Genomic DNA, 23,148 nt, shown 5'->3' with positions numbered 1-23,148 from the left:
ACATGGCCTGAAGGAGGGCCGGGGCAGCCCGGCCCTCCTTCGTTTCGTCAGTAGGTGCCGCCGAGCAGGCTTCCTGCCTGCGGGACGGTGGTGGCGAGCCCCAGTTCGGACAGGATGCGGTAGGTGGTCGCCGTCGCGGCCGTCAGGACGGGCAGCCCGGCCTCGTCCTCGACGGCCTGCACGACCGGCAGCGACGGCATCTGCACACACGCCGACAGGACCAGCGCGTCCGCGCGGCTCAGGTCGAGCCTGCGCCAATGTTCCCGCAGGCCCTGCGGGTCGAGGCGGCCGACGGCCAGGTTGTCGGCCACCTCCAGGCTCAGCGCGTCGACGATCTCGACGCCCGCGTCCTCGATGTAGTCCACGACCTTCTGGGTCAGCGGTTTCATATAGGGGGTGATGATGGCGACCCTTCCGGCCTTGAGGGCGCCGAGCCCCGCCAGGAGCGCCCCCGCGCTGGAGATGACGGGCGCCTCGGAGCCCTCGGCACGCAGGGCGTCGCGGATGGAGTCCTCCGCGCTGCAGTGGTAGCCGGGCCCCTGCGCCATGATCGCCACCAGGCAGGCGGTGGCGACCACGTCGGGGCGGGCGTCGGCGAGCTCGCGTGCGGCGCGCTCCGCCTGCGCGTTCATGGCGCGGAGCTGCTCTGGCGTCACCTGCCGCATCCGCGCCCTGCTGCTGTGGAACACGAACCTGTCGCCCGGCTCGGCCTCCTCGCGGGCGCGCAGCATCCGCGGCAGCTCGGTCTCCATGGTCAGGTTGGAACTCGGCACGATCAGGCCGATGTGATGGTCGGTCACGGAATCCTCCAGGCGGGTCAGCGGCGTCCGGCAGGGCGCATCTCCGCGACGACGACGTCGCCGTCCACGACCACGGGCTCGTCGTCGAGGAAGAGGCTGCAGCCGCGCATCGGGATGTCGAAGTGACAGGGGGTGTCGTTCGGGCCGCCCAGCTCGTTGTTGGGCCCGATGGAGAACATGACGTTGCCGTAGAACGAGCGCAGCTCCATACCCATCCCGCCGGGGAACTGGGTCAGGCCGTGCCAGTGGGCCCGCTCGTCCAGCCCCCACCCGACGTGGGACATCCCGTAGCCGCGCGGGTCGTCGAAGGACCTGATGTAGGACGACAGCAGCTCGGCGTCGAGGCCGCCGCGGATGTCGGTGATGAAGCCCTGCTCGATGGTGAGCGTGACGGGCGTCTGGACGTAGGTGTTGAACGGAAGCAGCACGTCGCCGGGGGACAGCACGATCCTGCCGTCCACGCCGTCGTCGGCGCCCCCGGTGAAGACGAACGCGGCCGGCCAGTGGTCCCAGCGTCCGGGTTGGTCGGTGTAGCCGTACTCGCTCATCGTGGGGTAGACGCCGAGGCGGTAGGTCACGTCGGTCCCGCCTAGGCTGGTGATGCGCATGGAGCCGGCCTTGGCGAGCAGCTCGGCGCCGACCTCGACCCGTTCCCTGAGCTCTGGGGTGGGCATGAGGCGGGCGAGCAGCGGGGCGGGCTCGACGGCGGTGAGGATCCGCGTGCCCGCGTCCTGGATGGCGAACTGCTCCTTGCTGAACAGCAGGAACTTCAGGTCGACGAGCATGTCGGCCCGCTTGAGCGCCTCCACCGCCTGAGGGCTCGCGGCGAGTTCGGACGCGCCCACCGCCCAGGCTCCCGACGTGGTCGTGGGAGCGGGGAGCCGCAGGTGGTAGGCGGAGGCCCCCAGGCGCCTGGCCGCGTAGAGGAACGCGTCGGCGTAGTCGAGGCGTTCGGCGCCCTCCGAGAGCACCGCCACCGTCTCGCCCTCGTGCACGCCGCTGAGCGTCAGCTGGCGCAGGCAGATCTCGTTCAACAGGTTCTGGTCCATCGACTCTCCCATGATCACGCCAAGTTAGTCCGGACACGGACGATCGCGGCCGGAGTGAGCCCGGATACTCCGAGCCCGGTGACCGAATTAATCCGAACACGGACTAGTCTGCCGGCGCAAGAGGCGCGGCGGACATGTCATCCGCCAGCGGTGCGGGGAGGCGGTGACATGCCCCGCCGATCCGTCGCAGACCAGCACGTCGGGGTGGAGTGGCGATCGGTCCGCCGCAGGCCGCGAGCAAGGCCGACAGACTCACGCCCCGGCCGTCATGAGAAGCCGGTCCACTTCGTTCCCATCCATGGTGGTGTTTTTAATTAGGGTTGCCTACCCTAAAGGGATGTAGCCGCCATGTGTCGCGTGACCTCAGGTCGCGGGCCCACCCCGCCGCGAGGACGAGCGCGGGTGCTCGAGTAAGGTAATGCACACCTAAATTAGGCAAGGCTCACCTTGGGAGCGTTCACGTGTTCGCCAGCTATCTCATCGGCCTCCGCGAAGGACTGGAGGCGACACTCGTGGTGTCCATCCTGGTCGCCTTCCTGGTCAAGAGCGACCGGCGGGACAAACTGCCCCTCGTCTGGTCCGGTGTCGCTGCCGCGGTGGCGCTCTCGATCGGATTCGGCGCGCTCCTGTCCTTCACCGCCGCCCGGCTCCAGTACGAGCACCAGGAGCTGTTCGAGGCGATCGCGTCGATCAGCGCCACGGTGTTCGTCACCTGGATGATCTTCTGGATGCGCGGCGCGGCAAGGAAGATCTCGGCCGACCTCAAGTCCAAGCTCGGCGAGGCGCTCCAGGTGGGCTCGGTCGCTGTGGCGGTCATGGCGTTCCTGTCGGTGGTCAGGGAGGGCCTGGAGACCTCGCTGCTGTTCTTCGCCTCCGCCCAGGGCGCCGCCTCCACCGCCAGCCCGCTGATCGGGATCAGCCTCGGCGTGCTCACCTCGATCGTGATCGGCTGGGGCCTGTACGCGAGCGCGATCAGGATCAACCTGACCAGGTTCTTCACCTGGACCGGCCTGCTGCTCATCCTGGTCGCCGGCGGCATCCTCAAGTACGGCGTGCACGACCTCCAGGAGGCGGGCGTCCTTCCCGGCCTGACCAGCCAGGCCTTCGACCTCAGCGGCGTGCTCGACCCGGGCGCGTGGTACTCGGCCCTGCTCAGCGGCATGTTCAACATCACGGCCCAGCCGACCGTGCTGGAAGTCGTCGTGTGGACCGCCTACGTCGTGCCCGTCCTCTTCCTCTTCCTCAGGCCGGCCACCGTCAAGGTGAGCCCCCAGCCCGTTTCGTAACTCAGGAGAACTGCCATGCGCACCCCCCTTCTCGTCGGCGTCCTCGCCCTGGCGACGCTTACCGCCTGCGGTGGCACGGAGGGCCCCACGACCGCGCCCACCGGCGCCAAGAGCGCGGCGGCGGCGCCCGGCAAGGTGACGGTGGCGGCGAGCGACACCGAATGCCGGGTCTCCTCTGCCCAGCTCGTGGCCGGCACCTCGACGTTCTCCATCACCAACGGCGGCAGCAAGGTCACCGAGTTCTACGTGTACGCCCCTGGCGACCGCGTCATGGGCGAGATCGAGAACATCGTCCCCGGCCTGACCCGCGAACTGGTCGTCGAGCTCCCGGCAGGGACGTACGAGGCGGTCTGCAAGCCCGGCATGATCGGCAAGGGCATCCGCGGCCCGCTCAAGGTCACCGGCGAGCACAAGCCGCTGACCGATGACGCCGCGCTGGCCGGCGCCGCGGCGAGCTACCAGCGGTACGTCAAGAGCCAGACCGCCGCGCTGCTGGACAAGACCCAGGAGTTCGTCGACGCCGTGAAGGCGGGCGAGGCGGAGAAGGCCAAGGCCCTGTACCCCGTCGCGCGCACCTACTGGGAGCGCATCGAGCCGGTCGCGGAGATCTTCGGCGACCTCGACCCCAAGATCGACGGCCGCGAGGAGGTCATCGAGGAGGGCATGGAGTTCACCGGCTTCCACCGCCTGGAGAAGGACCTGTGGGTCACGAAGGACATCAGCAAGTCCGGTCCCATGGCCGACCAGCTGATGGCCAACGTGAAGCTGATCGTCGAGAAGGCCAACGCGGAGAAGCTGTCGCCGCTGCAGCTCGGCAACGGTGCCAAGGAGCTCCTCGACGAGGTCGCCACCGGCAAGATCACCGGCGAGGAGGACCGCTACTCCCACACCGATCTGTGGGACTTCGCGGCCAACCTGGCCGGCTCCAAGGCGGCCGTCCAGTCGCTCCGTCCGATCCTGGAGGAGCGCGCCCCCGAGCTGGTCAAGACGCTGGACGAGAAGTTCGCGGCGGCCGAGGCCGCGCTTGAGGCCCACCGCGCCGGTGACGGCTGGAAGCTGCACACCGACCTGTCGAAGGACGAGCTGAAGGTCCTGTCCGACACGATCAACGCCCTGGCGGAGCCGGTCAGCAAGATCTCCGCCATCGTCGCGAAGTAGAAGGGGAGACCGTGGGCGAGATCAGCCGCAGGAAGTTGTTCGGCATCGGCGCGGCGGGAGTGGCCGCCGCCGGTGCGGGGGCGCTCGCCGTCCGCGCGGTGGCCGACGAGCATGCCGCCGACATCACCGTCGCCAACGCCGCCTCCATTTCGGACGCGGTCCCCTTCTACGGCGCCCACCAGGCCGGGATCGTCACCCCGGCCCAGGACAGGCTCCACTTCGTCGCGTTCGACGTCACCACCACCAAGCGCGAGGAACTCGCCGAGCTGCTCCAGGAGTGGACGGCGGCCGCCGCCCGGATGACGCAGGGCCGCGAGGCGGGCACCTTCGGCGCGGTCGGCGGCCTCCCCGAGGCCCCGCCTGACGACACCGGCGAGGCCCTCGGCCTGCCCGCCTCCGGGCTGACGCTGACGATCGGGTTCGGCGCGTCGCTGTTCGACGACCGGTTCGGGCTGGCCGCGAAGAAGCCCGCCGGGCTGGCCGACCTGCCGAAGTTCCCCGGCGAAGCGCTGCTGCCGGAGATCTCCGGCGGCGACCTGTGCATCCAGGCCTGTGCGCACGACCCGCAGGTGGCCGTGCACGCGATCCGCAACCTGGCCAGGATCGGGTTCGGCCGGGTCTCCGTCCGCTACTCCCAGCTCGGCTTCGGCCGTACCTCGTCGACCTCGCGCGCCCAGGCGACGCCGCGCAACCTGCTGGGCTTCAAGGACGGCACCGCCAACCTGAAGCTGGAGGACACCGCGATGCTCCGCGACCACCTGTGGGTGGCCGACGGCGACGGCGCGGCCTGGCTGACCGGCGGCAGCTACCTGGTCACCCGCAAGATCAGGATGCACATCGAGACCTGGGACCGCACCTCCCTGACCGAGCAGGAGGCGATCTTCGGCAGGAACAAGGGCGAGGGCGCCGCGCTCGGTCACCACAAGGAGTTCGACGCGATCGACTTCACGAAGAAGGGCTCGGACGGCAAGGCGCTGATCGCCGACGACGCTCACGTACGGCTCGCGCACCCGTCGAACAACAAGGGCGCCAGGCTGCTGCGCCGCGGCTACAACTTCGTCGACGGCTCCGACGGCCTGGGACGCCTGGACGCCGGGCTGTTCTTCATCGCCTACCAGCGCGACCCGCACAAGCAGTTCGTGCCCGTGCAGATGGCGCTGGCCCGGCAGGACGCGCTCAACGAGTACATCAAGCACGTCTCCAGCGGCCTGTTCGCCGTCCCCCCCGGGGTCCAGGACGCGGGCGACTACTGGGGCCGGGCCCTGTTCGAGCGGTGAGTCCCGGCGCCCTGCCACCCGCCGGACGCGAAGGGGCGGGGCGTGCGGGCTCGGTCACGTCGGGCGTCGCGGCCTCCATCTCGCCGGAGGAGGCCGCGACGATCTCGAGGCGCTCGAGTCACAGCAGCGCGAGCGCCTTGGCCACGCCGGGGTCGCGCCCGGTGGCCAGGTCGAGGGCGGTCATGGGGGCGTAGTGGTCGACCGGCACGCCGATCGTGTCGATGATCTCGCGGGCGGGGCCGAGGTGCCGGACCTTGGGCAGGAGCAGGATGCTGCCGTCGTCGAGGAGGTACCCCTCGGAGGGACCGGAGACGGCCCCGGCGGTGCGGGTCCCGACGAGGGTGCCCAGGCCGTTGTCCTTGACGGCGGCGCTGAAGTCCTCGCAGGCCGAGGCGCACCCGCGGTCGGTGAGGACGACCAGGCGCAGGCCGAGGAGCGGGACGCTGTCGTCGGTCCTGTTGGGCACGCACCCGCCCTTGAGCGGGCAGAAGTAACTGGTGATCTTGCCATGCGCGAACGCGCCGAGCAGCCGCGTCACCTCGCGGGGCGAGCCGCCGCCGTTGCCGCGCAGGTCGAGGACCACCGCCTTCGGCTTGTCCCGCAACTTGGCGATGACCTGGTCGGCGGCGCCTTCGGAGAACCCGGGCAGCTGAACGTAGGCGACGCCGTCTGGCAGCGTCTTCGACGTCACCGCCGGAGGCTGACGCGTGATGGGGCCCTCCCTCAGCTCGACGGTGCGGGACCGTCCCGTCGTGGGGCGCTTGAGCGTCAGCCGTACCGTGCCGGAGGCGAAGGCGTCGAGGATGCCCTGGTTCGGGGTGTCCCCGATGAACACCGGCATGCCGTTGACCCTGACCACGATGTCGCCGGGTCTGATGTCGGCCTTGGCGGCAGGGCTGCCGGGCAGGACGCGGGTGATGAACAGCGGCGGCCGTGCCGCCGGGTCGAGCTGCGGGCCCTGCAGGGCCGACGCGCCCACGATGCCCGTTCCTGTCGGCCCGCCCTCCGGCGGCGGGGACGGCCTGACCCAGCGAGCGTGGTTGTCGTGCAGTCCTGCGACCATGCCGGTGATCGCGTCGCGCAGCGCGGCGGGGTCGCCGTCGCCGAGGACCTTCGCGAAGGCCGCCCAGTCGATGTCGCGGTTCCCCGTCAGGGCGGGCAGCCGGAGGTAGGCCCGGTCGGCGCCGCGCCGCACGAGGTTCTGGGTGTAGGCCGCGAAGGCGCTCTTCAGCAGGGACTTCGGAGCCATGACCGGGCCGCTGTAGTAGTTGTCGAGCACGCAGAAGTACGCCTGCCGGAGCGTGTTCACCGAGGTCGGCGGGGCTGAGTCCGGCGGTGGCGCCGTGATGGCGGCGCAACCCCCGCCCGAGGTGGCGGCCGGTGGAGACGGCGGCTGGGCCGTCGGTGCCGACGCGGGTACGGACATGGAGCAGGCCGTCACCAGGACGGCCGCGCAGAGGGCTCTGATCATGGCCGCCAGCGTGGCCGGCAGCGGGTTGCACGGTCGTGAACGGAACCGTTAACGCCGCTGTCACCCCGATTCGGGTACGAATGTCGACATGCGGGTTCTGGTGGCCGAAGACGAACGTGACCTGGCCGACCTCGTGGCGTTGGGGTTACGCCGCCACGCCATGGCCGTCGACGTGGTGTACGACGGGGCCGCGGCGGCGGAGCGGCTGGCGGTGCACGACTACGACGTTCTCGTGCTGGATCGGGATCTGCCCGAGATGCACGGCGACCTCGTGTGCCGTGAGCTGGTGGCGCGCGGGAACCGTACGCGGATCCTGATGATGACGGCGGCGGCGTCGGTGCCGGAGCGGGTCGCGGGTCTCGGGATGGGCGCCGACGACTACCTGCCCAAGCCGTTCGACTACGCCGAGCTGGTCGCGCGGGTGCAGGCGCTGGGGCGGCGCAGCCTGTCGCAGGTGCCGCCGGTGCTGACGCGGCATGGGATCGTGCTCGACACGCACCGGCTGCAGGCGTCGCGGGACGGGCGGCATCTGCACCTGTCGCTCAAGGAGTTCGCCGTCCTCGAGGCGCTGATGAGGGCGGACGGCGCGGTCGTGAGCTCCGAACGGCTGCTCGAAGAGGCGTGGGACGAGAACACCGACCCGTTCACGACCGTGGTGCGGGTGGTGGTCAGCCGCTTGCGGGCCAAGCTGGGCGACCCGCCGTGCGTCCAGACGATTCCCGGCGCCGGATACCTGCTGTGACGACCGTCAGGGTACGGCTCACGCTGATCTACTCCGGGCTGTTCCTGCTGACCTCGGTCGTGCTACTGGTCACGGTCAACCTGCTGCTGCGCGAGGCACTGCGCGCGCGGATCGCCGGGCTCACCCTGACGCCGGTGGCGCCGACGGCGCCGACGCGAGGGGCGCCGGACGACGGGCCGATGCCGCAGCTGCCCGGACTGGTGGACGACGTGATCGACTACCAGTGGGGGGTGACCGCGCTGATGATCGGGATCTTGGCGGTGGTGTCGGTGGTCGTCGGATGGCTGGTCGCCGGGCGGATCCTGCGGCCCGTCCACCAGATCACCGCCACCGCGCGGCGGCTGTCCGTGTCGAACCTGCACGAGCGGATCGCGCTCAGCGGGCCGAAGGACGAGCTGAAGGAACTGGCCGACACGTTCGACGCGATGCTCGACCGGCTCGAACGCGCGGTCAAGGGGCAGCGGCGCTTCATCGCGAACGCCTCCCACGAGTTGCGGACCCCGCTGGCCGTCCAGCGGGCGGCGATCGAGATCGGCCTCCCCGAGGACGTCGGCGAGATCCGCGACAAGCTCCTGTTCCACAACCACCGCACCGAGAACCTCATCGACGCCCTGCTGGTCCTGGCCCAGGCGGAGAACGGCCTGGACAACAGGCAGCCGGTGGCCCTGGACGAGGTGGTACGACTCGTCCTGGCCGAAGGGGGCTCGGACGAGGTCACCGTGACGACGCGGATCGAGCCGTTCGTCGTGGACGGGGATCCGGTCCTGCTGAGCCGGCTCGTCACCAACCTCGTCGACAACGCGGTCCGCTACAACCATCCAGGCGGAACCGTCGGGATAACGCTCTCTCAGGGGATTCTGACAGTCCGGAACACCGGCCCGGACGTGCCGAGGGAGCGTTGCGGCGATCTCTTCGAGCCCTTCCGGCGACTGCACACGACCCGTGAGCAGGGCACCGGGCTCGGGTTGTCGATCGTGGCGTCGATCGCGAAGGCGCATGGGGCCGACGTACGAGCGAACCCCAACCCGGGGGGCGGCCTGGAGCTCGTCGTGGTGTTCGCGGGATCGCGGGACGCCCGCGGAGTCGGCTCCCGCCCTTCGGGAACGGCATGACGGGGGGTCGGCGGCGCTCAGGGGCTCAGCTGGCTGGTGAAGCGCCTGAGCGCCCGCGCGATCAGCGGATCCTTCACCGGGCCCAGCAAGAAGTCGACCAGGCGGATGCCGGGCAGGCGCAGCCCGCCGAAGAAGGCGAACCTGGTCCCCTCCCCCTCCGGTACGGCGGCCATGCCGCCGAGCAGGAAGCGGCTCTGCATCAGGCACCAGCCCGGGCGCAGCACGATGTCGAAGCGCGCCCTCAGACCCAGGGGGCTGCGGGCCAGTGCCTCGAGGTGCTCCCCTTCCGCCGAGAGGACGGTGAAGGACCTGATGTCGGTGATGAGCATGGGCATCTGGCTCTCGAGATCGGAGGCGAGGGCCCAGACCCGGTCGTACGGGGCGGCGATCACCTGCTCCGCGTAGCTGATGCCGGGGGTGCTCCGGGCGATCACCCGTAGCCTGCGGACGCTGTCGAGCTCGGCTACCGGCCAGGAGTCGGTCAACGTTCCCACGCCTTCCTGAAGTTGCGGCGAGCCCGGAACAGCCGGGTCCTCACGGTGGGTTCCGGCACGCCGAGCAGGGCGCTGACGGCATGTTCGTCCAGCCCTTCGAGATCGCGCAGGACGAGCACGGCACGGTGCGCGGGCGACAGCCGTTCCAGTACGTCGCGCACGTCGGCGGCGAGCTGCGGGTCGTCCCTCGCGGGCACGTCGTGGAGTGGATCCGGTACGGCACGCCCGGCCGCGCGGGCCAGCCGTACCGCCTCCCGGACGGCGATCACCCGCGCCCAGCCGAACAGGGCCGCCGGTTCCCGCAGCTGCCCGAGGCGTCGGAAGATCACGATCAGCGCTTCCTGCGTGGCATCCGGGCCGTCCTGCAGCGCGATCGGGCCGCACAGCCTGCCTATGTAGGGGGTGAGCAGGTCGAGCAGCTCCTGCACGGCCAGGCTGTCGCCGCGCTGGGCCGCCCGCACGAGCGCCGCCAGTTCGGCCGCGCCCGTGCTGCCGGGGACCCCGGTGTCGGGGACCGTGGTCACCGCTCGCTCAGTCGGGAGAGGAACGGTGTCACCGTGGTCAGGAAGGTGTTCTTCTCCGGTGAGGCGAACAGCGGGTCCAGATGGGTCATGGCGTCGTTCCCCGCGTAGGTCGCCTCGGTGATCCGCGAGTGCGCCGCCACCCACCTCGCGGCCGTGTTGGCGGTGCCGTGCGTCAGGCCGCTCTGGAAGGAGTACAGCGGCACGTCCATCCCGCGAGTGTGCCACAGCCGCAGTCCCAGCCTGCGGGCGACAGGGGTGTCATCGAACGGGTCGGCCGCCTCCAGGTCGAGGCTGAGCCGGCTCGGCCAGTACCACTCCAGCATCGAGGGAACCGGGCCGGACAACGCGCCCGCGAAGGTGGCGGTCGAGGTGTAGTCAGGGTTCAGGCTCATGTCCGGCACCAGCGGATGGGTGACGTACAGCCACTTCACCAAGCCCTCGTTGGTCACCTGCGCCGGCGGGCGCAGCCGGTCGGGCAGGTGAGCGGCCAGAGTGGAGGGCTGGTCGGGGGCGGCCTGCGCGTACCTGCCGGCAAGCTGCTGCAGGATCGCGAACGTCTCGGTCCTTCCCATGGTGAGCGACTCGTCGAAGATCTCCCCTGCCGCGATCTTGCCGAGCCGGTCGTCCGCCTGGTCGGTGGTGAGCCGGTAGACGTAGCCCTCGCCGGCGAACGCGTCGTGCACACCCCCGTCGATCAGCACCAGGCCGGACAGGTCGCGGTATCCGGGCTGACCCGCGAAGTCCCAGCCTGCGTAGGCGAGAGCGGTGGTCGCGCCCCACGAATGACCGCCCAGCACCACCTGACGGCGCCCGCCGTCCCGGGCCGCGAGCACCACCCGCCGCAGGTCGGCGAGTTGCACGCCAAGACCCCAGTCTCCGACGTACGGCACGGTCCGCGGCGTCTGCGCCCGGTAGTGCCCGCCGAGGTAGTGGTCGGCGGCCCGGTCCGGCGAGCGCCGGAACCCGCGGAGGTCGGACAGGTTCTGCTCTCTGCGGTCGACTGCCCAGACCTGCGTGCCGGGCAGCCTGGCCGCCAGCTCCCTGGCGAGCGGGCCGAAGCTGCCCGCGGCACCGAACTGGCCCGGCAGCAGCACCAGGACCTGGCGGGCACGGGCCGAGCCGACTTTCAGCACGTGGATACGGTCGTGGGTCGCCGGGCCTGGCGCGTCATGCCCGGACATCGACACATACGACTCGGGCAACCGGCCGGCGGGCGCCGCCGCGGCGGTGCCGGGCACCGTCGCGGCGAGAGCCAGGCCTGTGACGACGGCGCAGCCGAGGCGCCTGGCCGAGCGGGCCCATGGGATTCGCACTGTTTCCTCCTCTGACGGGGTGTCAGCCAGGAAGAGCGCGCGGACCGGCCGAACGTTCCCCGTGTTCTGCGTCACATCTCCTGTCCTGCCGGTGATCGACGTCACAGGGAACGCGGGACCGGTTCCAGCCCTCTTCCGTCGTGCCGGCATTTCACGTCATCAGGAGGCGGTAGTTGTGAAAGATCGAACACGAGTGCGTGCGGGTTTCGCGGTGGTCGCGGTGCTGGCGGCGGACGCCATGGTGCACGTGTACTGGATGACCGGCAGTACCTGGCCGGCGCGGGACCCCGAGTCGCTGTCCCTGGCGGTGCTCAACTTCGTGGTTCCGTTCACGCCGCGGGGGCTCCTGCTGCCGTTGGCGCTGCTGATCGCGGCATCGACGCTGATCCTCATGGCCGTCGGCCGGCCCGCCCTGCTCAGCCGCAGGATTCCCGCCGCCGTCACCAGGCTGGGCGGGCAGGTGGTCGCCGCCGGGCTGCTGGTGCGCAGCGTCGCGGGCCTGGTCTGGGCGCTGGGGATCGGGGCGAGCCCCGAGACCCCGTTCTACTGGCTCAATCTCCTCGCGTACACGCCGGTGTGCCTGGCACTCCTCACGTGCGCGGTCATCGCGGCCGGGCCGCCGGCGGCCCGGCGGGCGTCTCCACGCGCATGAGGCGGCCCGCGACCCTGCGGCTTCCTTAGCCCCGTGCGCGCCTGCTGTTCCCTGTCACCGGAGCCGCTGCTCCGGAGTGCCCACGCGTGCCGGAGATCCCCCGCGCGAGGGATGCGACTCCCTCTCGCGCGGGAGACCGTTGGATCGTTTCGCGGTGAATCGTAAGGAGACATGCACGAGTTCTCCTTCGACTGGCCGTCCCCGCTCGATCCTCCCTCGCTGCTGACCAAGGCGAGCACAGAACCACCGGTGTTCCGGGTCCGCATGCCGTCGGGAGACGAGGGCTACCTGGTGACCCGCTACGACGATGTCGTCAGGGTGCTCATGGATCCGGCTTTCAGCCGTGCCTGGCTGTTCCGTCCCGACGTACCGCGGTACTCCGGCAGCCCGCTCGGCCTGCCCGAAAGCTTGCTCAACCTGGATCCCCCCGACCACACGCGGCTGCGCCGGGCGGTGTCGCGGGCCTTTGTGCCGCGGCGGGTCGAGTCGATGCGGGCCAGCGTGCGGGAGGTCGCGGAAGGCCTGCTCGATCGCATGGAGGCCAAGGGCGGGCCCGCTGATCTGGTCGAGGAGTTCTGCTCCCCTCTGCCGATCTCGGTGATCTGCCGGCTGTTCGGCGTACCGCAGGCGGACTGGGCGGCGTTGCGCGACTGGACCGACAGGGCCCTGTCGTTGACGGCCCACTCCCCCGACGACATCACGGAGGCGCTGACACGGCTGCACGCCTACTTCGTGGAGCTGGTGGCGGCCAAGCGGGCGGCACCGTCGGACGACCTGCTGAGCATGCTGATCACCGCTCCCGAACGGCAGGACGAGCTGAGCGACGCGGAGATGGTGAGCGTCGCGGGCACGATCCTGGGGGCGGGGTTCGAGACCACGGTCAACCAGTTGGCGATCAGCGCGTACGTGCTGCTGCGCGACCGCGAGCTGTACACCGGCCTGCGCGAGGATCCGGCACGCGTGCCGTCGGCGGTCGAGGAACTCCTGCGCCTGACGCCGACCACTCACGGCACCGCACGCATCGCCACAGCGGACGTGGAGGTCGGCGGCGTGCTCATCCCCGCCGGCAGCATGGTCCTTGCCTGGATCGCCGCCGCGAACAGGGACGAGCACGCCTTCCCCGAGCCCGTCAGGACGGACCTCGAACGCGCCAAGAACGAGCACCTCACGTTCGGCCGCGGGGCGCACTTCTGCTTGGGCGCCGCGATCGCCCGGTTGGAACTGCAGGTCGGCCTGGCGGCTCTCATCCGCCGGTTCCCAGACCTCCGGCCGGCGGCGGACCCCGCCGACCTGCGCTGGCGCAGCGGCATGGTCGCCTTCGGCCCGCACGACCTTCCGGTGACCTGGTGACGGGCGACTCGCCGAGGCCGTACCTGCTGGCCGCCGGTCAGGGCGAGCCCGCCACCACCCGGGAGCGCAACAGCATGACGATCAAGGCGTCCAGCGAGCTCACGGGCGGCGCGATCGGCATGTTGGAGAGCCTGGATCCGCCAGGCTTCTCCACGGTGCTGCACCGTCACGAGGTGGCGGAGCTCTGGTACATCCTCGACGGGCAGTACGCCTACTACGTCGCTGGGCGATGGCTGTCCGCGGAGGCGGGCGCGGTGGTGTTCGTGCCGCCAGGATGTCCCCACGGGCTGCGCGTCGGACCCTCCGGAGGGCGCAAACTGACGATCTTCGTGCCTGGCGGGACCGAAGGGTTCTTCCGGGAGATCCACCGCGAGGCGGAGACAGGCGACCTCTCGGAGCAGACCATGCGCGCTCTCGACGAGACGTACGGCATCACGACGCTGGGTCTCCTGCCTGATGTCGGCGGCCGAGTGGGATGATCCACCGGTTGCCCGTGGCGTGGAGACCAGGGAGGACAGGTGCTGGCAGGCGTGGCGGGTTCGGCGGGTGGTCGGCCACGCGTGGTGATGGTCTACGCCGGCGGTCTCGTGCTGGTGGGGCTCGGCGTGCGGACCGCGGTGACCACCACCGCGGTGTAGTGCATCGTGAAGCCGCCCCCCATGGCGTCGATGGCGGCCCCGATGCCCGCCAGCAGCTCCTCCAGCTTGGCCGGCGGCAGCTGGCTGTGCCCGCCTTGGGTGGGCAGCTGGTCCAGCCACGCGTCCCGGGTGTAGGACTGCTCCCAGTCGAATCGCCACTGCTCAGGATCGCCGAACGCGCCGGCCTCCCGTATCCCGTCGGTCGCCTTGGTGAACAGCACCGCGTACCCGTCCAGGGCGGGCATCGCCCGGCGGTAGGCCCGCGAGGCGAGTGTGTCGGGCACCACCTGGTCGTAGACCGCGGCGAAGGCTTCCGTCGCTTCGGGCGGGGGCTGGCCGACGTTCCAGAACGCTGCCAGCCGGCCGCCGGGCCGTAGCACGCGCGCCGCCTTCGCCGCTCCCACGACCGGGTCCACCCAGTGCCAGGCCTGCCCGGCGATGACCGCGTCGAAGTTCCGGCCGGCGGGGTCCCAGGCTTCGAACGTCGCCACCTCGACCTCGACCCCGCCGCGCCGCGAGAAGTCGGCCATCCGCGCGTCGGGCTCGACCCCGAGCACCTTGCAGCCGGCCGCTTGGAACTGCCGGGCTTCTATGCCGGTGCCGATGCCGACGTCGAGGACGTCGGGCCCCGGGCTGGCGGCGATGATCCGGTCCACCATGGCGTCGGGGTAGTGGGGGCGGGTCCGGTCGTAGCGTTCGGCGTCCGAGCCGAACGACTCGGCCGCCTGACGGTGTCGATGAGGCTCGTTCTCGGAGAGAGGCGATCGCCCCGAAGGTATAGTGGGCATGCGCCCACCATAAGTGGGCATGCGCCCACTCGTCAACGGGCGGGCCACGCGAGCGAAGGGGAGACGCACCGTGCCGACAGGGGTAGCCATCCGCGACGCGCGTGAGCAGCTGTTCGACGCCGCCGAGCGCATCCTGCTCAGGGACGGGCCGAACGCGCTGACCAGCCGGGCGGTCACCACGGAGGCGGGCTGCGCCAAGGGCGTCCTGCACCGGCACTTCGCCGACTTCGACGCCTTCCTCACCGAGCTCGTGCTGGACCGCATCGGCCGGATCGGCGTCCAGGCCGCCGCCCTGCGCGACTCCGCCGGGACCGGCACCGTCGCCGGCAACCTCACCGACGCGCTGATGGACCTGTTCGGGTCGGTCGCCGTGGCGATCGTCGGCCTCATCACCTTCCGGGACGACCTGCGCGCCCGGCTGCGCCAGGCCACGCCGGCCGGCGTCCCCGTACTGACGGAAGCGACGGCCATGATCGCCTCCTATCTCACCGTCGAGCGCGAACGGGGCCGCATCGCGGCCGATGCCGACGTCGACACGCTCGCGCTCACGCTGATCGGCACCGGGCACCTGCTCTTCGCCGGCCGGGAGAGCACCCCGCCGGAGGCTGGAGCCGTCCACAAGATCGTGACCACCGTCATCGCCGGCGTCGCGCGAGAACCGCTGCCCTGAACGGCCCGGCAGCATTCGGCGGCAAGCGGCAGCTGTACCGCACGCGCGCTGGGGCTGCATGGTCTCCAATGCCCATGCCGAGGCCGAGGGCGGCGATCCGGAGGGGCCACTCAGTGGCCTGCCGCGTGAGCCATGCGCTCTCGGCCCGCACGGCCGACCTGGTCCTTTTCTGACCGCGCCGATGCGGCGAGATCATCGAGAAACCCCGACACCGGCGGGCGTTGTGCGATGGAACGTCGGCTTCACGGCGCTCGCGGCGACGGTCAGCTATAAGGGACCGAAAAAGCGGATCAAGATGCCCTTGCCCTGCGTCGTGGCGAATTGCCGCCACCACCTCTCGTGTCCTGCAATGGCCGCAAGCGCGCCAACAGGCCCAGACGCCTCCGGCTCTTCGTGGCCGGCGACTGCCCGGCGCGTCGCCATCTGATCCCACACGCGTGCCGACAAGGGGCTCTCCATGATCAGGCAAGACAAGCCAACCGATGACGGGCTCGTCCAGCTCACCTTCACCATGCCCGCGGACATCCCCGGGCCGATCTCGGTCGTGGGCGACTTCAACCAGTGGGACCCCTACGCCCACCCCATGACCCGCACCCAGCAGGGCGCGCACACCGCCGTGATCGAGCTGCCCCAGGGCAGCAGCATCTGCTTCCGCTACCTGGCCGAGGGAGGGGTCTGGATGGACGAGCCCGACGCCGACGAGCGCGACGAGCGCGGCTCGATCCTGCACGTCGCCACCGCCGCCGCCCACAACGGCAAGCCCGCGCGCGGCGCCACGGCGAAGACCTCCGCCACGACGGCCTGACCGCGTCGGTCCACCGGACGTGGGCACCGTCGCACCGGCGGCCGACGCCGTCCCGCCCCCGCGGCGACCGGCCGAGCGGCTGAGACGACCACGTTTCCCACCCCACCGCGGGGTAGCTGACCGACTCACCACTTCAACACCAAGGAGCAGACATACATGACCGAGCCATGGAACTACCGCGAAGGCGTCGTCTCCGGCGGCGACCTCAGCCTGGTCGGCTTCGACGTCGAGGCCACTGACGGCAAGATCGGTGCGGTGGACGAGGAGAGCAACGTGGTCGGCGACAGCTACGTCGTCGTCGACACCGGCTTCTGGATCTTCGGCAAGAAGGTCGTCCTGCCCGCCAGCACGATCATCCGGGTCGACCCGCAGGAGAAGAAGGTCTACCTCGCCCGCACCAAGGAGGAGATCAAGGACGCTCCGGAGTTCGACGAGAGCACCTACAAGGAGCCGGGCTACCGCCAGCAGGTCGGCGACTACTACGGCCGCTTCCCGAACCTGCCGTAGACGGCGACGCCATCACCGCCGTGCCGGGCTCCCCGCCATCGGGGAGCCCGGCACCGGGCGAGCCCGTCATGGTCCCGGCTGGAAGCCGTGGGAGTCGGCCATGCTGAGCGACGAGGGGACTTGATGGCCGTGACAGCACTGACGCAGGAGACGCTTTCTGCTCTTCCCGAGGAGGTGGCGACCCCCTCCTATGACCGGTCGGGCCTCACTGTCGGGATCGTCCATATCGGGGTGGGGGGATTCCATCGCGCGCATCAGGCGATGTACCTCGACCGGCTGATGAACGAGGGCAAGGCACACGATTGGGCGATCTGCGGTGTCGGCGTCCTACCTGGAGACGCGCGGATGCGGGACGCGCTGACCGCGCAGGACGGCCTCTACACGCTCATGCTGAAGCACCCGGACGGAACGCGTGAGGCCCGCGTCATCGGTTCGATCACCGAATTCCTCTTCGCGCCCGACGACCCTGAGGCGGTCATCGAGAGGATGGCCGATGCGGCGGTGAGAATCGTCTCGCTCACGGTCACCGAAGGCGGCTACAACATCCACCCCGTGACCGGGGAGTTCGCCGCGGAGTCCCCGGCGATCCGCGCGGACCTGGAGCCTGGTGCGGTCCCCGCGACGGTGTTCGGGCTCGTCACCGAGGCTCTGCGCCGCCGGCGCGACCGAGGGCTCCCGCCGTTCACGATCATGTCGTGCGACAACATCCAGGGGAACGGCGACGTCGCGCGTCGCAGCTTCACCGCCTTCGCCCGGCTGGCCGACCCCGGCCTCGGGGCCTGGGTCGAGGATGCCGTCGCGTTCCCCAATTCCATGGTCGATCGCATCACGCCCGCCACCACCGACCAGGACCGCGAGACCGTGGCCGTGCGGTTCGGCGTCCACGATGCCTGGCCGGTCACCTGCGAGCCGTTCACCCAGTGGGTGCTCGAGGAGCGCTTCTCCGCTGGACGTCCCCCCTTCGAGGAGGCCGGAGTCCAGGTCGTCGCGGACGTGGAGCCGTACGAGCTGATGAAACTACGCCTGCTCAACGCCGGACATCAGGCGCTGGGCTACTTCGGCTATCTCAGCGGCCACGTGTACGTCCACGAGGCGGCCACCGACCCCGCGATCGCGAAGTTCGTTCTCGACTACATGGACCTCGAGGCCACGCCGACGCTCCGGCCGGTGCCGGGTGTCGATCTGGACCTCTACAAGCGGACCCTCATCGAGCGGTTCTCCAACCCCGAGGTGCGCGACACGCTCGCGAGACTGTGCGCCGAGTCGTCGGACCGGATCCCCAAGTGGGTGCTTCCCGTCGTACGCGAGCGGCTGGCCCGTGGCGGTGAGGTCGCCCGCGCGGCCGCCGTGGTGGCCAGTTGGGCGCGCTACGCCGAGGGAGTCGATGAATCAGGTGAGCCGATCGCGATCGTCGACCGGCTGAAGGACCAGCTGACGGCCATCGCGAGAACGCAGCGGGGACAGCCCACGGCCTTCATCGACAACCAGGACCTCTTCGGCGACCTCGCCGGCGACAAGCGGTTCGTCGAACCGTACCTGCACGCCCTGGAGTCGCTGCACGAGCGGGGCGCGCGTGCGACGGTGCGGGAGCTCGCGGGAATGCGCGCGTGAGCGTACGGCGGCTCAGAGCGCGTGCCGGGCGTACTGCTCCCGGATGACGGGGCGGTAGTCGGGTGCCGGTTCGGCCGCGATGGACAACGGCCAGCGCGGACGCGTCCCCGTGAGGGCCCATGCCGCCTGGATCGCGGCCCCGTCTGCGACGTATTCGCCTGGTCGGGGGACGACCACCGGCGGCTCGAACGTCTGGGCGGCGATGTCCTGCACGGCGGTGTTCTGGGCCGCCCCGCCGATCAGCAGGATGCGCTCGGTCTCGACTCCCTGCCCGCGGACGGCTTCGAGAGCGTCGGCCAGGCCGCACAGCATGCCCTCGATGGCAGCGCGTGCCAGGCACGGGCGAGTCGTCGACTCCAGCGTCAGCCCGAACAGCGTGGCCGTGGCGTCGGGCAGATTGGGGGTGCGTTCCCCTTCGAAATACGGCTGGAGCACGAGGCCGTGCGAGCCGGGAGGGGCTTCGAGGGCGAGCCGGCCGAGTCTGTCGTGATCGACGTCGAGGACGCCCGCCACGGCATCCAGGACGCGTGCCGCGTTCAACGTCGCGACCAGCGGCAGGAACAGGCCGCTCGCGTCGGCGAATCCGGCGACGATGCCGGTGCTGTCGCGGGTCGGCCGGTCGGTCACGGCGAAAACGGTGCCGCTCGTCCCGATCGACACGACGACGTCGCCGCGCGCCGCGCCGAGCCCGAGCGCCGCTCCGGCGTTGTCGCCCGCGCCGGCGCCGACGACGATCGAGGTTCCGGCGGCCGTGCCCGCGCGTTCGGAGGGCCCGAGGATCCGTGGCACGATCGCCGCGTGCCCGAGCGCCCGCTCGAACAGCTCCCTGTCGTACCGGCCGGTGGACGGGTTCCAGTACGCCGTGCCGCTCGCGTCCGATCGGTCCGTGACGAGCTCGCCGAGATCGGGCCCGAGCGGACTCGAACCGGCAGGGCCGTATCCGCGCAGCCGCCAGGTCAGCCAGTCGTGCGGCAGCGCGACGGCGGCGACCTTGGCGGCGTTGCCCGGTTCCTGATCGCGCAGCCAGCGCAGCTTCGCGGCGGTGAAGGAGGCCACGGGCACGGTTCCCGTCCTCCGGGCGTAGGTCTCCGCGCCCGTTTCGGCGACGAGGTCGCGCGCGGCCGCGGCCGACCGCGTGTCGTTCCACAGGAGCGCCGGCCTGATGACGTGGCCGTCGGCGTCGAGGGCGATGAGGCCGTGCTGCTGGCCCGCTATCGCGATCGCCGCGACCTCGTCGATTCCGCCGGCTCGCGCGATGGCCGTCTGCAGCGCTTCCCACCATCGCGCGGGATCCACTTCGGTGCCGTCCGGATGGGCCGCCCTGCCGGAGCGCACGAGATGTCCCGTCGCGGCATCTCGGATCACGACCTTGCAGTTCTGGGTCGAGGAATCGACGCCCGCGACGAGTGTCATTGCTGCCTCATTCGCCGAGCCTAGAAGCCGGTGACCCCATAAGAGGCTGGTCATCCACGATGGCGGAGTCAAAATCTCATATTATTTGTGAGATTTTCTCACATATTAGTTTACATCGGCTTTTTCCGCGGAGTAAACCTGCCTCATTGCCCTTACCTGCTGGAGTACGGGGGTGAAGTGGACAGTGGACCGCTATCCGCCCGAGCCGAGTAGGCGTGCTGTCCTTCGTGGCGCATTGGCCGCCGGGGCGGCGCTTACCTTGTCCGGGAGCGTGAGCTCCTGCGGATCGCGCGCCGACGCGCCGCGAACCGCCGGCGACCAGTGGCGCCAGTTCCAGGGCGCCACCCTGAACTTCATCTCGGAGAACACCGCTCCCACCGCGGCCATCGCCGCGAACACCCGCCCGTTCAGCGACCTGACGGGGATCGATGTCAGGATCGTGACGCTCGAGCTGACCGCGCTGGTCCAGCGGGTCGCTCTGGACCTGGCCTCGGGCCGGGCCCAGTATCAGGTGATCTACGCCGACCCCTACCAGGTGCTGGCGCCATACCAGCGAGGGCTGGTCGACCTGCGATCGATGCAGGCCGATCCGAACCTGCCGGACCTGCCCGGCGGCGTCGCGGACTTCATCCCCGCGCAGATGGACGCCGCCGGCCGCTTCGTCGATCCGCAGGCGGTCTTCGCCCTGCCGTACGACGCGCCGACGATGATCTGGCAGTACCGGCACGACCTGTTCGACAAGTACCACGACCGCATGGCCAATGATCTCGGGTTCGATCCCACGCCGAGCGGCGAGCGGACGTGGGAGGAGTACTTCCGCATCGCCCAGTGGTTCAACAAGAACGGCACGTCGGACGTCAAGTACGGCACCGGCCACCAGGCCCGGCAGCACGACTCCCTGATGAACGACTTCAGCAACGTGCTGTGGTCCTTCGGCGGCGACTACTTCGACAACGGCAAGCAGGTGGGGCGTCTGGGGTCGCGCGACCCCGGGCCGTGCCGCCTCGACTCCGCCGCCGCGATCGCGGGCGCGGAGTTCTACCAGCGGCTGCTCAGCATCGCCGACCCCGCCTCCAAGACGTGGGACTGGGACGGCGTGGGCGCCGCCTTCCGCGCGGGCCGGCTGGCGATGTGCCCGAACTGGCACGAGTTCGCGGCCAGCAACGAGCAGGTGATGCCCGGCAAGGTCGGCTACTCGGCGCTGCCCAAGGGGCCGGTCAGCACGGCCAACATGTACGGCGGCACGGGCCTGGCGATCAGCGCGAACACGCTGCCTCACGAGCGCGGCGCGGCCTGGCTGTTCCTCGTGTGGGCCACCTCGCCGCAGACGCAGCTCGCCAACCTCAAGAGCAAGGCAGGCGGCGGCACCCCCACGCGCACCTCCGTGTACGAGCTGCCGGAAGTCCGCGCGGCCGAGAAGCGGCCTTCGCCGATGCCCAACATGCTCACGGCCGCCGCGGTGCGGGAGGCCTGGCAGGCCGACAAGATCGGCCTGCGGCCCAAGATCCCGATGTGGAACGAGTGCAACACCGCGATCTTCACTCAGCTGTCGCGCATGCTTACCGGAGGAGCGTCACCGGAGGAAGCGATGCGTTCGATCAAGTCACGGGTCGACCAGATCGTGGCGCGAGGGTGGGTGGCCTAGATGACGCACGCCGCGGACTACTCATCGGCGATCGACCGATCCACCAGGCCGAAGGCCACCGCTCCCAGGGAGCCGAGGCTCGGCTTCGAGGGCAAGATGATGTCACCGGGCCTGCTCCTGCTGGCCGCGCTGTCGATCGTGCCGTTCCTCGCCCTCGTCGCCATGAGCTTCTCCCATGTCCGGCTGCTGGGCGGGGTGCGGCTCGATCTGGTGGGCGTCACCAACTGGGTGCGCTTCTTCACCGACGCCGACATGTGGATGTCGTGGCTTCGCACGATCATCTACTTCGTCCTCACCGTCGGGCTGGAGATGGCACTGGGCGTGGGTATCGCGCTGTGCCTGTTCCGGGTGCTGCGCGGCCGTAACATCATGCTCAGTCTGCTGCTGCTGCCGATGTTCGCCGCGCCCTCGATCGTCGGCCTGCTGGGCCGCTACCTCACCGACTCGACCTTCGGGCTCTACGCGTGGGTGCTGCGCTCGTTGGGCTACACCGGCGACGTCCTCGGCAGCCCGGTCAGCGCCTTCGCCGCGGTCGTGCTGATGGACGTATGGGAGTGGACTCCCCTGATCGCCCTGATCACGCTGGCCGGTCTTTCCAGCGTGCCGCAGTCGGTGCGGGAGGCCGCGGCCGTCGACGGCGCCCCCGGATGGATGACGCTGCGCTACATCATCTTCCCGGCGATCTCCAACGTGCTGCTCGTCGCGCTGCTCATCCGGTCGATGGATGCCATCCGCTACTTCGACATCATCTGGGTCACCACCAACGGAGGACCCGCGGACGCGACCAAGATCGTCCCTGTCCGGCTGTACGAGACGGCGTTCCGCTTCTTCGACCTCGGCTACGCGGCCGCCATCGGCCTGGCGATGCTGGCCTTCTCCATCTTCATCGCCCGCACCTTCGTCCGGCTGCTGGACGTCAGGGGGTTGACCCGATGAGCACCGCTCAGGTCGCGCAGACGAAGGGGCAAGCGGTCACCGCCGCCCCGCGAGGGACACCGCAGTCGCCGCTCGAGGCGACCAGCAAGCGCACGCGGTGGGTGGTGGCGCTGCTCCTCGTCGTGGCCCTGCTATGGACGCTGGTCCCGCTGCTGTGGATGCTGCTGTCCTCGTTCAAGAACCGCACGGACGTGACCTCGGCCACGCCGCAGCTCCTGTTCGGGCCGACGCTGGACAACTACCGCAACCTGTTCACCGGCTCGAACAACCTCTGGCCGTACATCCTGCACAGCGTGCTCGCCGCCGGGATCTCCGCGGTGCTCGCGGTCGGCCTGGGAGCGCTCGCCGGGTACGGCCTGGCCCGTACCCAGATGCGAGGGAAGAGGCACCTGGCCTTCTGGATCATCTCGACCCGTATGGCGCCGATCGCCGCGGTCGTGGTCCCGCTGTTCATCATCTTCCGCGGGATCGGCCTGATCGACTCGATTCCCGGGCTGGTGCTGGCCTACCTGACCTTCAACCTGCCGTTCGCCATCTGGCTGATGAGCGCGTTCTTCGCCGAGGTGCCGCCCTCTCTGGAGGAGTCCGCGCTCGTCGCCGGCTGCACCCGCTGGCAGGCCTTCCACACGGTCATCCTCCCGCTGACGAAGTCGGGTCTGGTCACCACCTTCGTCCTGTGTCTCGTCTTCGCCTGGAACGACTACGCCTTCGCCGTGGTCTTCTCCGGGCCGAACTCCCAGACGCTGCCCATCGCCGCCTCCCAGCTGGTCACCCAGACGGGCGTGGACTGGGGTCAGCTCACCGCTATCGGCACGATCGTGGTCGTCCCGATGATGCTCGCGGGGCTCGCCGTGCGCCGCTGGCTGGTCACCGGACTCACCCTCGGCGCCGTCACGGGCGAGTAGGA

Annotated in this window: 23 protein-coding genes; 15 read left to right on the top strand and 8 right to left on the bottom strand. The window is 70.2% G+C overall.

Annotation, left to right across the window (positions count from 1 at the left end; genetic code table 11):
• Positions 1–47 precede the first annotated feature (47 nt).
• Positions 48–800, bottom strand: coding sequence for an aspartate/glutamate racemase family protein (locus tag AB0B45_RS35850; protein ID WP_358139904.1), 753 nt, complete (start codon positions 798–800; stop codon positions 48–50).
• Between the two features lie 17 nt (positions 801–817).
• On the bottom strand, positions 818–1,849 hold the full coding sequence (locus AB0B45_RS35845; protein WP_358139901.1) for a leucyl aminopeptidase: 1,032 nt from the start codon (positions 1,847–1,849) through the stop codon (positions 818–820).
• Positions 1,850–2,310: 461 nt separating this feature from the next.
• On the opposite strand from AB0B45_RS35845, the gene efeU reads away from it, so the two are divergent.
• The 3 genes from efeU to efeB are packed head-to-tail and all read left to right on the top strand — an operon-like array spanning position 2,311 to position 5,570.
• On the top strand, positions 2,311–3,135 hold the full coding sequence (gene efeU, locus AB0B45_RS35840) for an iron uptake transporter permease EfeU (protein WP_358139898.1): 825 nt from the start codon (positions 2,311–2,313) through the stop codon (positions 3,133–3,135).
• A 15-nt stretch (positions 3,136–3,150) separates the two neighbouring features.
• Positions 3,151–4,293 carry an iron uptake system protein EfeO gene (efeO, locus tag AB0B45_RS35835; protein WP_358139895.1) on the top strand — a complete coding sequence of 381 codons (1,143 nt, stop codon included), beginning with the start codon at positions 3,151–3,153 and terminating at the stop codon, positions 4,291–4,293.
• Between the two features lie 11 nt (positions 4,294–4,304).
• The gene (efeB, locus tag AB0B45_RS35830; protein ID WP_358139892.1) at positions 4,305–5,570 is read left to right on the top strand and encodes an iron uptake transporter deferrochelatase/peroxidase subunit; all 1,266 of its coding nucleotides are present in this window, start codon (positions 4,305–4,307) and stop codon (positions 5,568–5,570) included.
• A 118-nt stretch (positions 5,571–5,688) separates the two neighbouring features.
• Here the strand turns inward: efeB and AB0B45_RS35825 are convergent, their stop codons facing one another.
• Complete coding sequence (locus AB0B45_RS35825) at positions 5,689–7,041, bottom strand: S41 family peptidase (RefSeq protein WP_358139889.1); 1,353 nt, start codon at positions 7,039–7,041, stop codon at positions 5,689–5,691.
• An 88-nt stretch (positions 7,042–7,129) separates the two neighbouring features.
• Here AB0B45_RS35825 and AB0B45_RS35820 point away from each other — a divergent pair, with 88 nt between their 5' ends.
• Together AB0B45_RS35820 and AB0B45_RS35815 are read left to right on the top strand one after the other, a co-directional pair.
• Entirely contained in the window at positions 7,130–7,783 is a 654-nt protein-coding gene (locus AB0B45_RS35820; protein ID WP_358139887.1) for a response regulator transcription factor, read from the top strand.
• Entirely contained in the window at positions 7,780–8,895 is a 1,116-nt protein-coding gene (locus AB0B45_RS35815) for a HAMP domain-containing sensor histidine kinase (RefSeq protein WP_358139884.1), read from the top strand. Before AB0B45_RS35820 ends, AB0B45_RS35815 begins: the two co-directional genes overlap by 4 nt.
• A 17-nt stretch (positions 8,896–8,912) precedes the next feature.
• Here the strand turns inward: AB0B45_RS35815 and AB0B45_RS35810 are convergent, their stop codons facing one another.
• The 3 genes from AB0B45_RS35810 to AB0B45_RS35800 are packed head-to-tail and all read right to left on the bottom strand — an operon-like array spanning position 8,913 to position 11,226.
• Complete coding sequence (locus tag AB0B45_RS35810) at positions 8,913–9,389, bottom strand: hypothetical protein (protein ID WP_358139881.1); 477 nt, start codon at positions 9,387–9,389, stop codon at positions 8,913–8,915.
• Complete coding sequence (locus AB0B45_RS35805; RefSeq protein WP_358139878.1) at positions 9,377–9,913, bottom strand: RNA polymerase sigma factor; 537 nt, start codon at positions 9,911–9,913, stop codon at positions 9,377–9,379. The genes AB0B45_RS35810 and AB0B45_RS35805 overlap by 13 nt, the downstream gene beginning before the upstream one ends.
• The gene (locus AB0B45_RS35800) at positions 9,910–11,226 is read right to left on the bottom strand and encodes an alpha/beta fold hydrolase (RefSeq protein ID WP_358139875.1); all 1,317 of its coding nucleotides are present in this window, start codon (positions 11,224–11,226) and stop codon (positions 9,910–9,912) included. The genes AB0B45_RS35805 and AB0B45_RS35800 overlap by 4 nt, the downstream gene beginning before the upstream one ends.
• A 193-nt stretch (positions 11,227–11,419) precedes the next feature.
• Between AB0B45_RS35800 and AB0B45_RS35795 the strand changes: the two genes are divergently transcribed.
• From AB0B45_RS35795 to AB0B45_RS35785, 3 genes are all read left to right on the top strand, one after another.
• The gene (locus AB0B45_RS35795) at positions 11,420–11,878 is read left to right on the top strand and encodes a DUF3995 domain-containing protein (protein WP_358139872.1); all 459 of its coding nucleotides are present in this window, start codon (positions 11,420–11,422) and stop codon (positions 11,876–11,878) included.
• Between the two features lie 171 nt (positions 11,879–12,049).
• Positions 12,050–13,228, top strand: a complete 1,179-nt coding sequence (locus AB0B45_RS35790) for a cytochrome P450 (protein WP_358139869.1) — start codon at positions 12,050–12,052, stop codon at positions 13,226–13,228.
• Positions 13,225–13,707, top strand: a complete 483-nt coding sequence (locus AB0B45_RS35785) for a cupin domain-containing protein (protein ID WP_358139866.1) — start codon at positions 13,225–13,227, stop codon at positions 13,705–13,707. Before AB0B45_RS35790 ends, AB0B45_RS35785 begins: the two co-directional genes overlap by 4 nt.
• 92 nt (positions 13,708–13,799) lie before the next feature.
• Here AB0B45_RS35785 and AB0B45_RS35780 read toward each other — a convergent pair whose 3' ends face one another.
• On the bottom strand, positions 13,800–14,654 hold the full coding sequence (locus tag AB0B45_RS35780; protein WP_358139863.1) for a class I SAM-dependent methyltransferase: 855 nt from the start codon (positions 14,652–14,654) through the stop codon (positions 13,800–13,802).
• Between the two features lie 70 nt (positions 14,655–14,724).
• Here AB0B45_RS35780 and AB0B45_RS35775 point away from each other — a divergent pair, with 70 nt between their 5' ends.
• The 4 genes from AB0B45_RS35775 (at position 14,725) to AB0B45_RS35760 (ending at position 18,247) form a co-directional block, all read left to right on the top strand.
• A complete protein-coding gene (locus tag AB0B45_RS35775) occupies positions 14,725–15,324 on the top strand; it encodes a TetR/AcrR family transcriptional regulator (protein ID WP_358139860.1) in 600 nt (199 codons plus the stop codon).
• A gap of 457 nt (positions 15,325–15,781) precedes the next feature.
• On the top strand, positions 15,782–16,129 hold the full coding sequence (locus AB0B45_RS35770) for an isoamylase early set domain-containing protein (RefSeq protein ID WP_358139857.1): 348 nt from the start codon (positions 15,782–15,784) through the stop codon (positions 16,127–16,129).
• A gap of 156 nt (positions 16,130–16,285) precedes the next feature.
• On the top strand, positions 16,286–16,636 hold the full coding sequence (locus AB0B45_RS35765) for a PRC-barrel domain containing protein (protein WP_358139855.1): 351 nt from the start codon (positions 16,286–16,288) through the stop codon (positions 16,634–16,636).
• Between the two features lie 123 nt (positions 16,637–16,759).
• Complete coding sequence (locus AB0B45_RS35760; protein ID WP_358139852.1) at positions 16,760–18,247, top strand: mannitol dehydrogenase family protein; 1,488 nt, start codon at positions 16,760–16,762, stop codon at positions 18,245–18,247.
• A gap of 12 nt (positions 18,248–18,259) precedes the next feature.
• On the opposite strand, the gene xylB is transcribed toward AB0B45_RS35760, so the two are convergent.
• The gene (xylB, locus tag AB0B45_RS35755; RefSeq protein ID WP_358139849.1) at positions 18,260–19,660 is read right to left on the bottom strand and encodes a xylulokinase; all 1,401 of its coding nucleotides are present in this window, start codon (positions 19,658–19,660) and stop codon (positions 18,260–18,262) included.
• Between the two features lie 271 nt (positions 19,661–19,931).
• Between xylB and AB0B45_RS35750 the strand changes: the two genes are divergently transcribed.
• Genes AB0B45_RS35750 through AB0B45_RS35740 form a run of 3 tightly spaced genes read left to right on the top strand, consistent with a single transcriptional unit; the run spans position 19,932 to position 23,146 of the window.
• Positions 19,932–21,305 carry an extracellular solute-binding protein gene (locus AB0B45_RS35750; RefSeq protein WP_358139846.1) on the top strand — a complete coding sequence of 458 codons (1,374 nt, stop codon included), beginning with the start codon at positions 19,932–19,934 and terminating at the stop codon, positions 21,303–21,305.
• On the top strand, positions 21,306–22,241 hold the full coding sequence (locus AB0B45_RS35745; protein ID WP_358139843.1) for a sugar ABC transporter permease: 936 nt from the start codon (positions 21,306–21,308) through the stop codon (positions 22,239–22,241). It abuts the gene before it with no gap.
• Positions 22,238–23,146, top strand: coding sequence for a carbohydrate ABC transporter permease (locus AB0B45_RS35740; protein ID WP_358139840.1), 909 nt, complete (start codon positions 22,238–22,240; stop codon positions 23,144–23,146). Before AB0B45_RS35745 ends, AB0B45_RS35740 begins: the two co-directional genes overlap by 4 nt.
• Positions 23,147–23,148: the final 2 nt, after the last annotated feature.

Origin of the sequence: Nonomuraea sp. NPDC049152 (genome assembly GCF_040648355.1) — a bacterium.
Classification (GTDB): Bacteria; Actinomycetota; Actinomycetes; order Streptosporangiales; family Streptosporangiaceae; genus Nonomuraea.
This window is presented reverse-complemented; position numbering and strand designations above follow the sequence as displayed.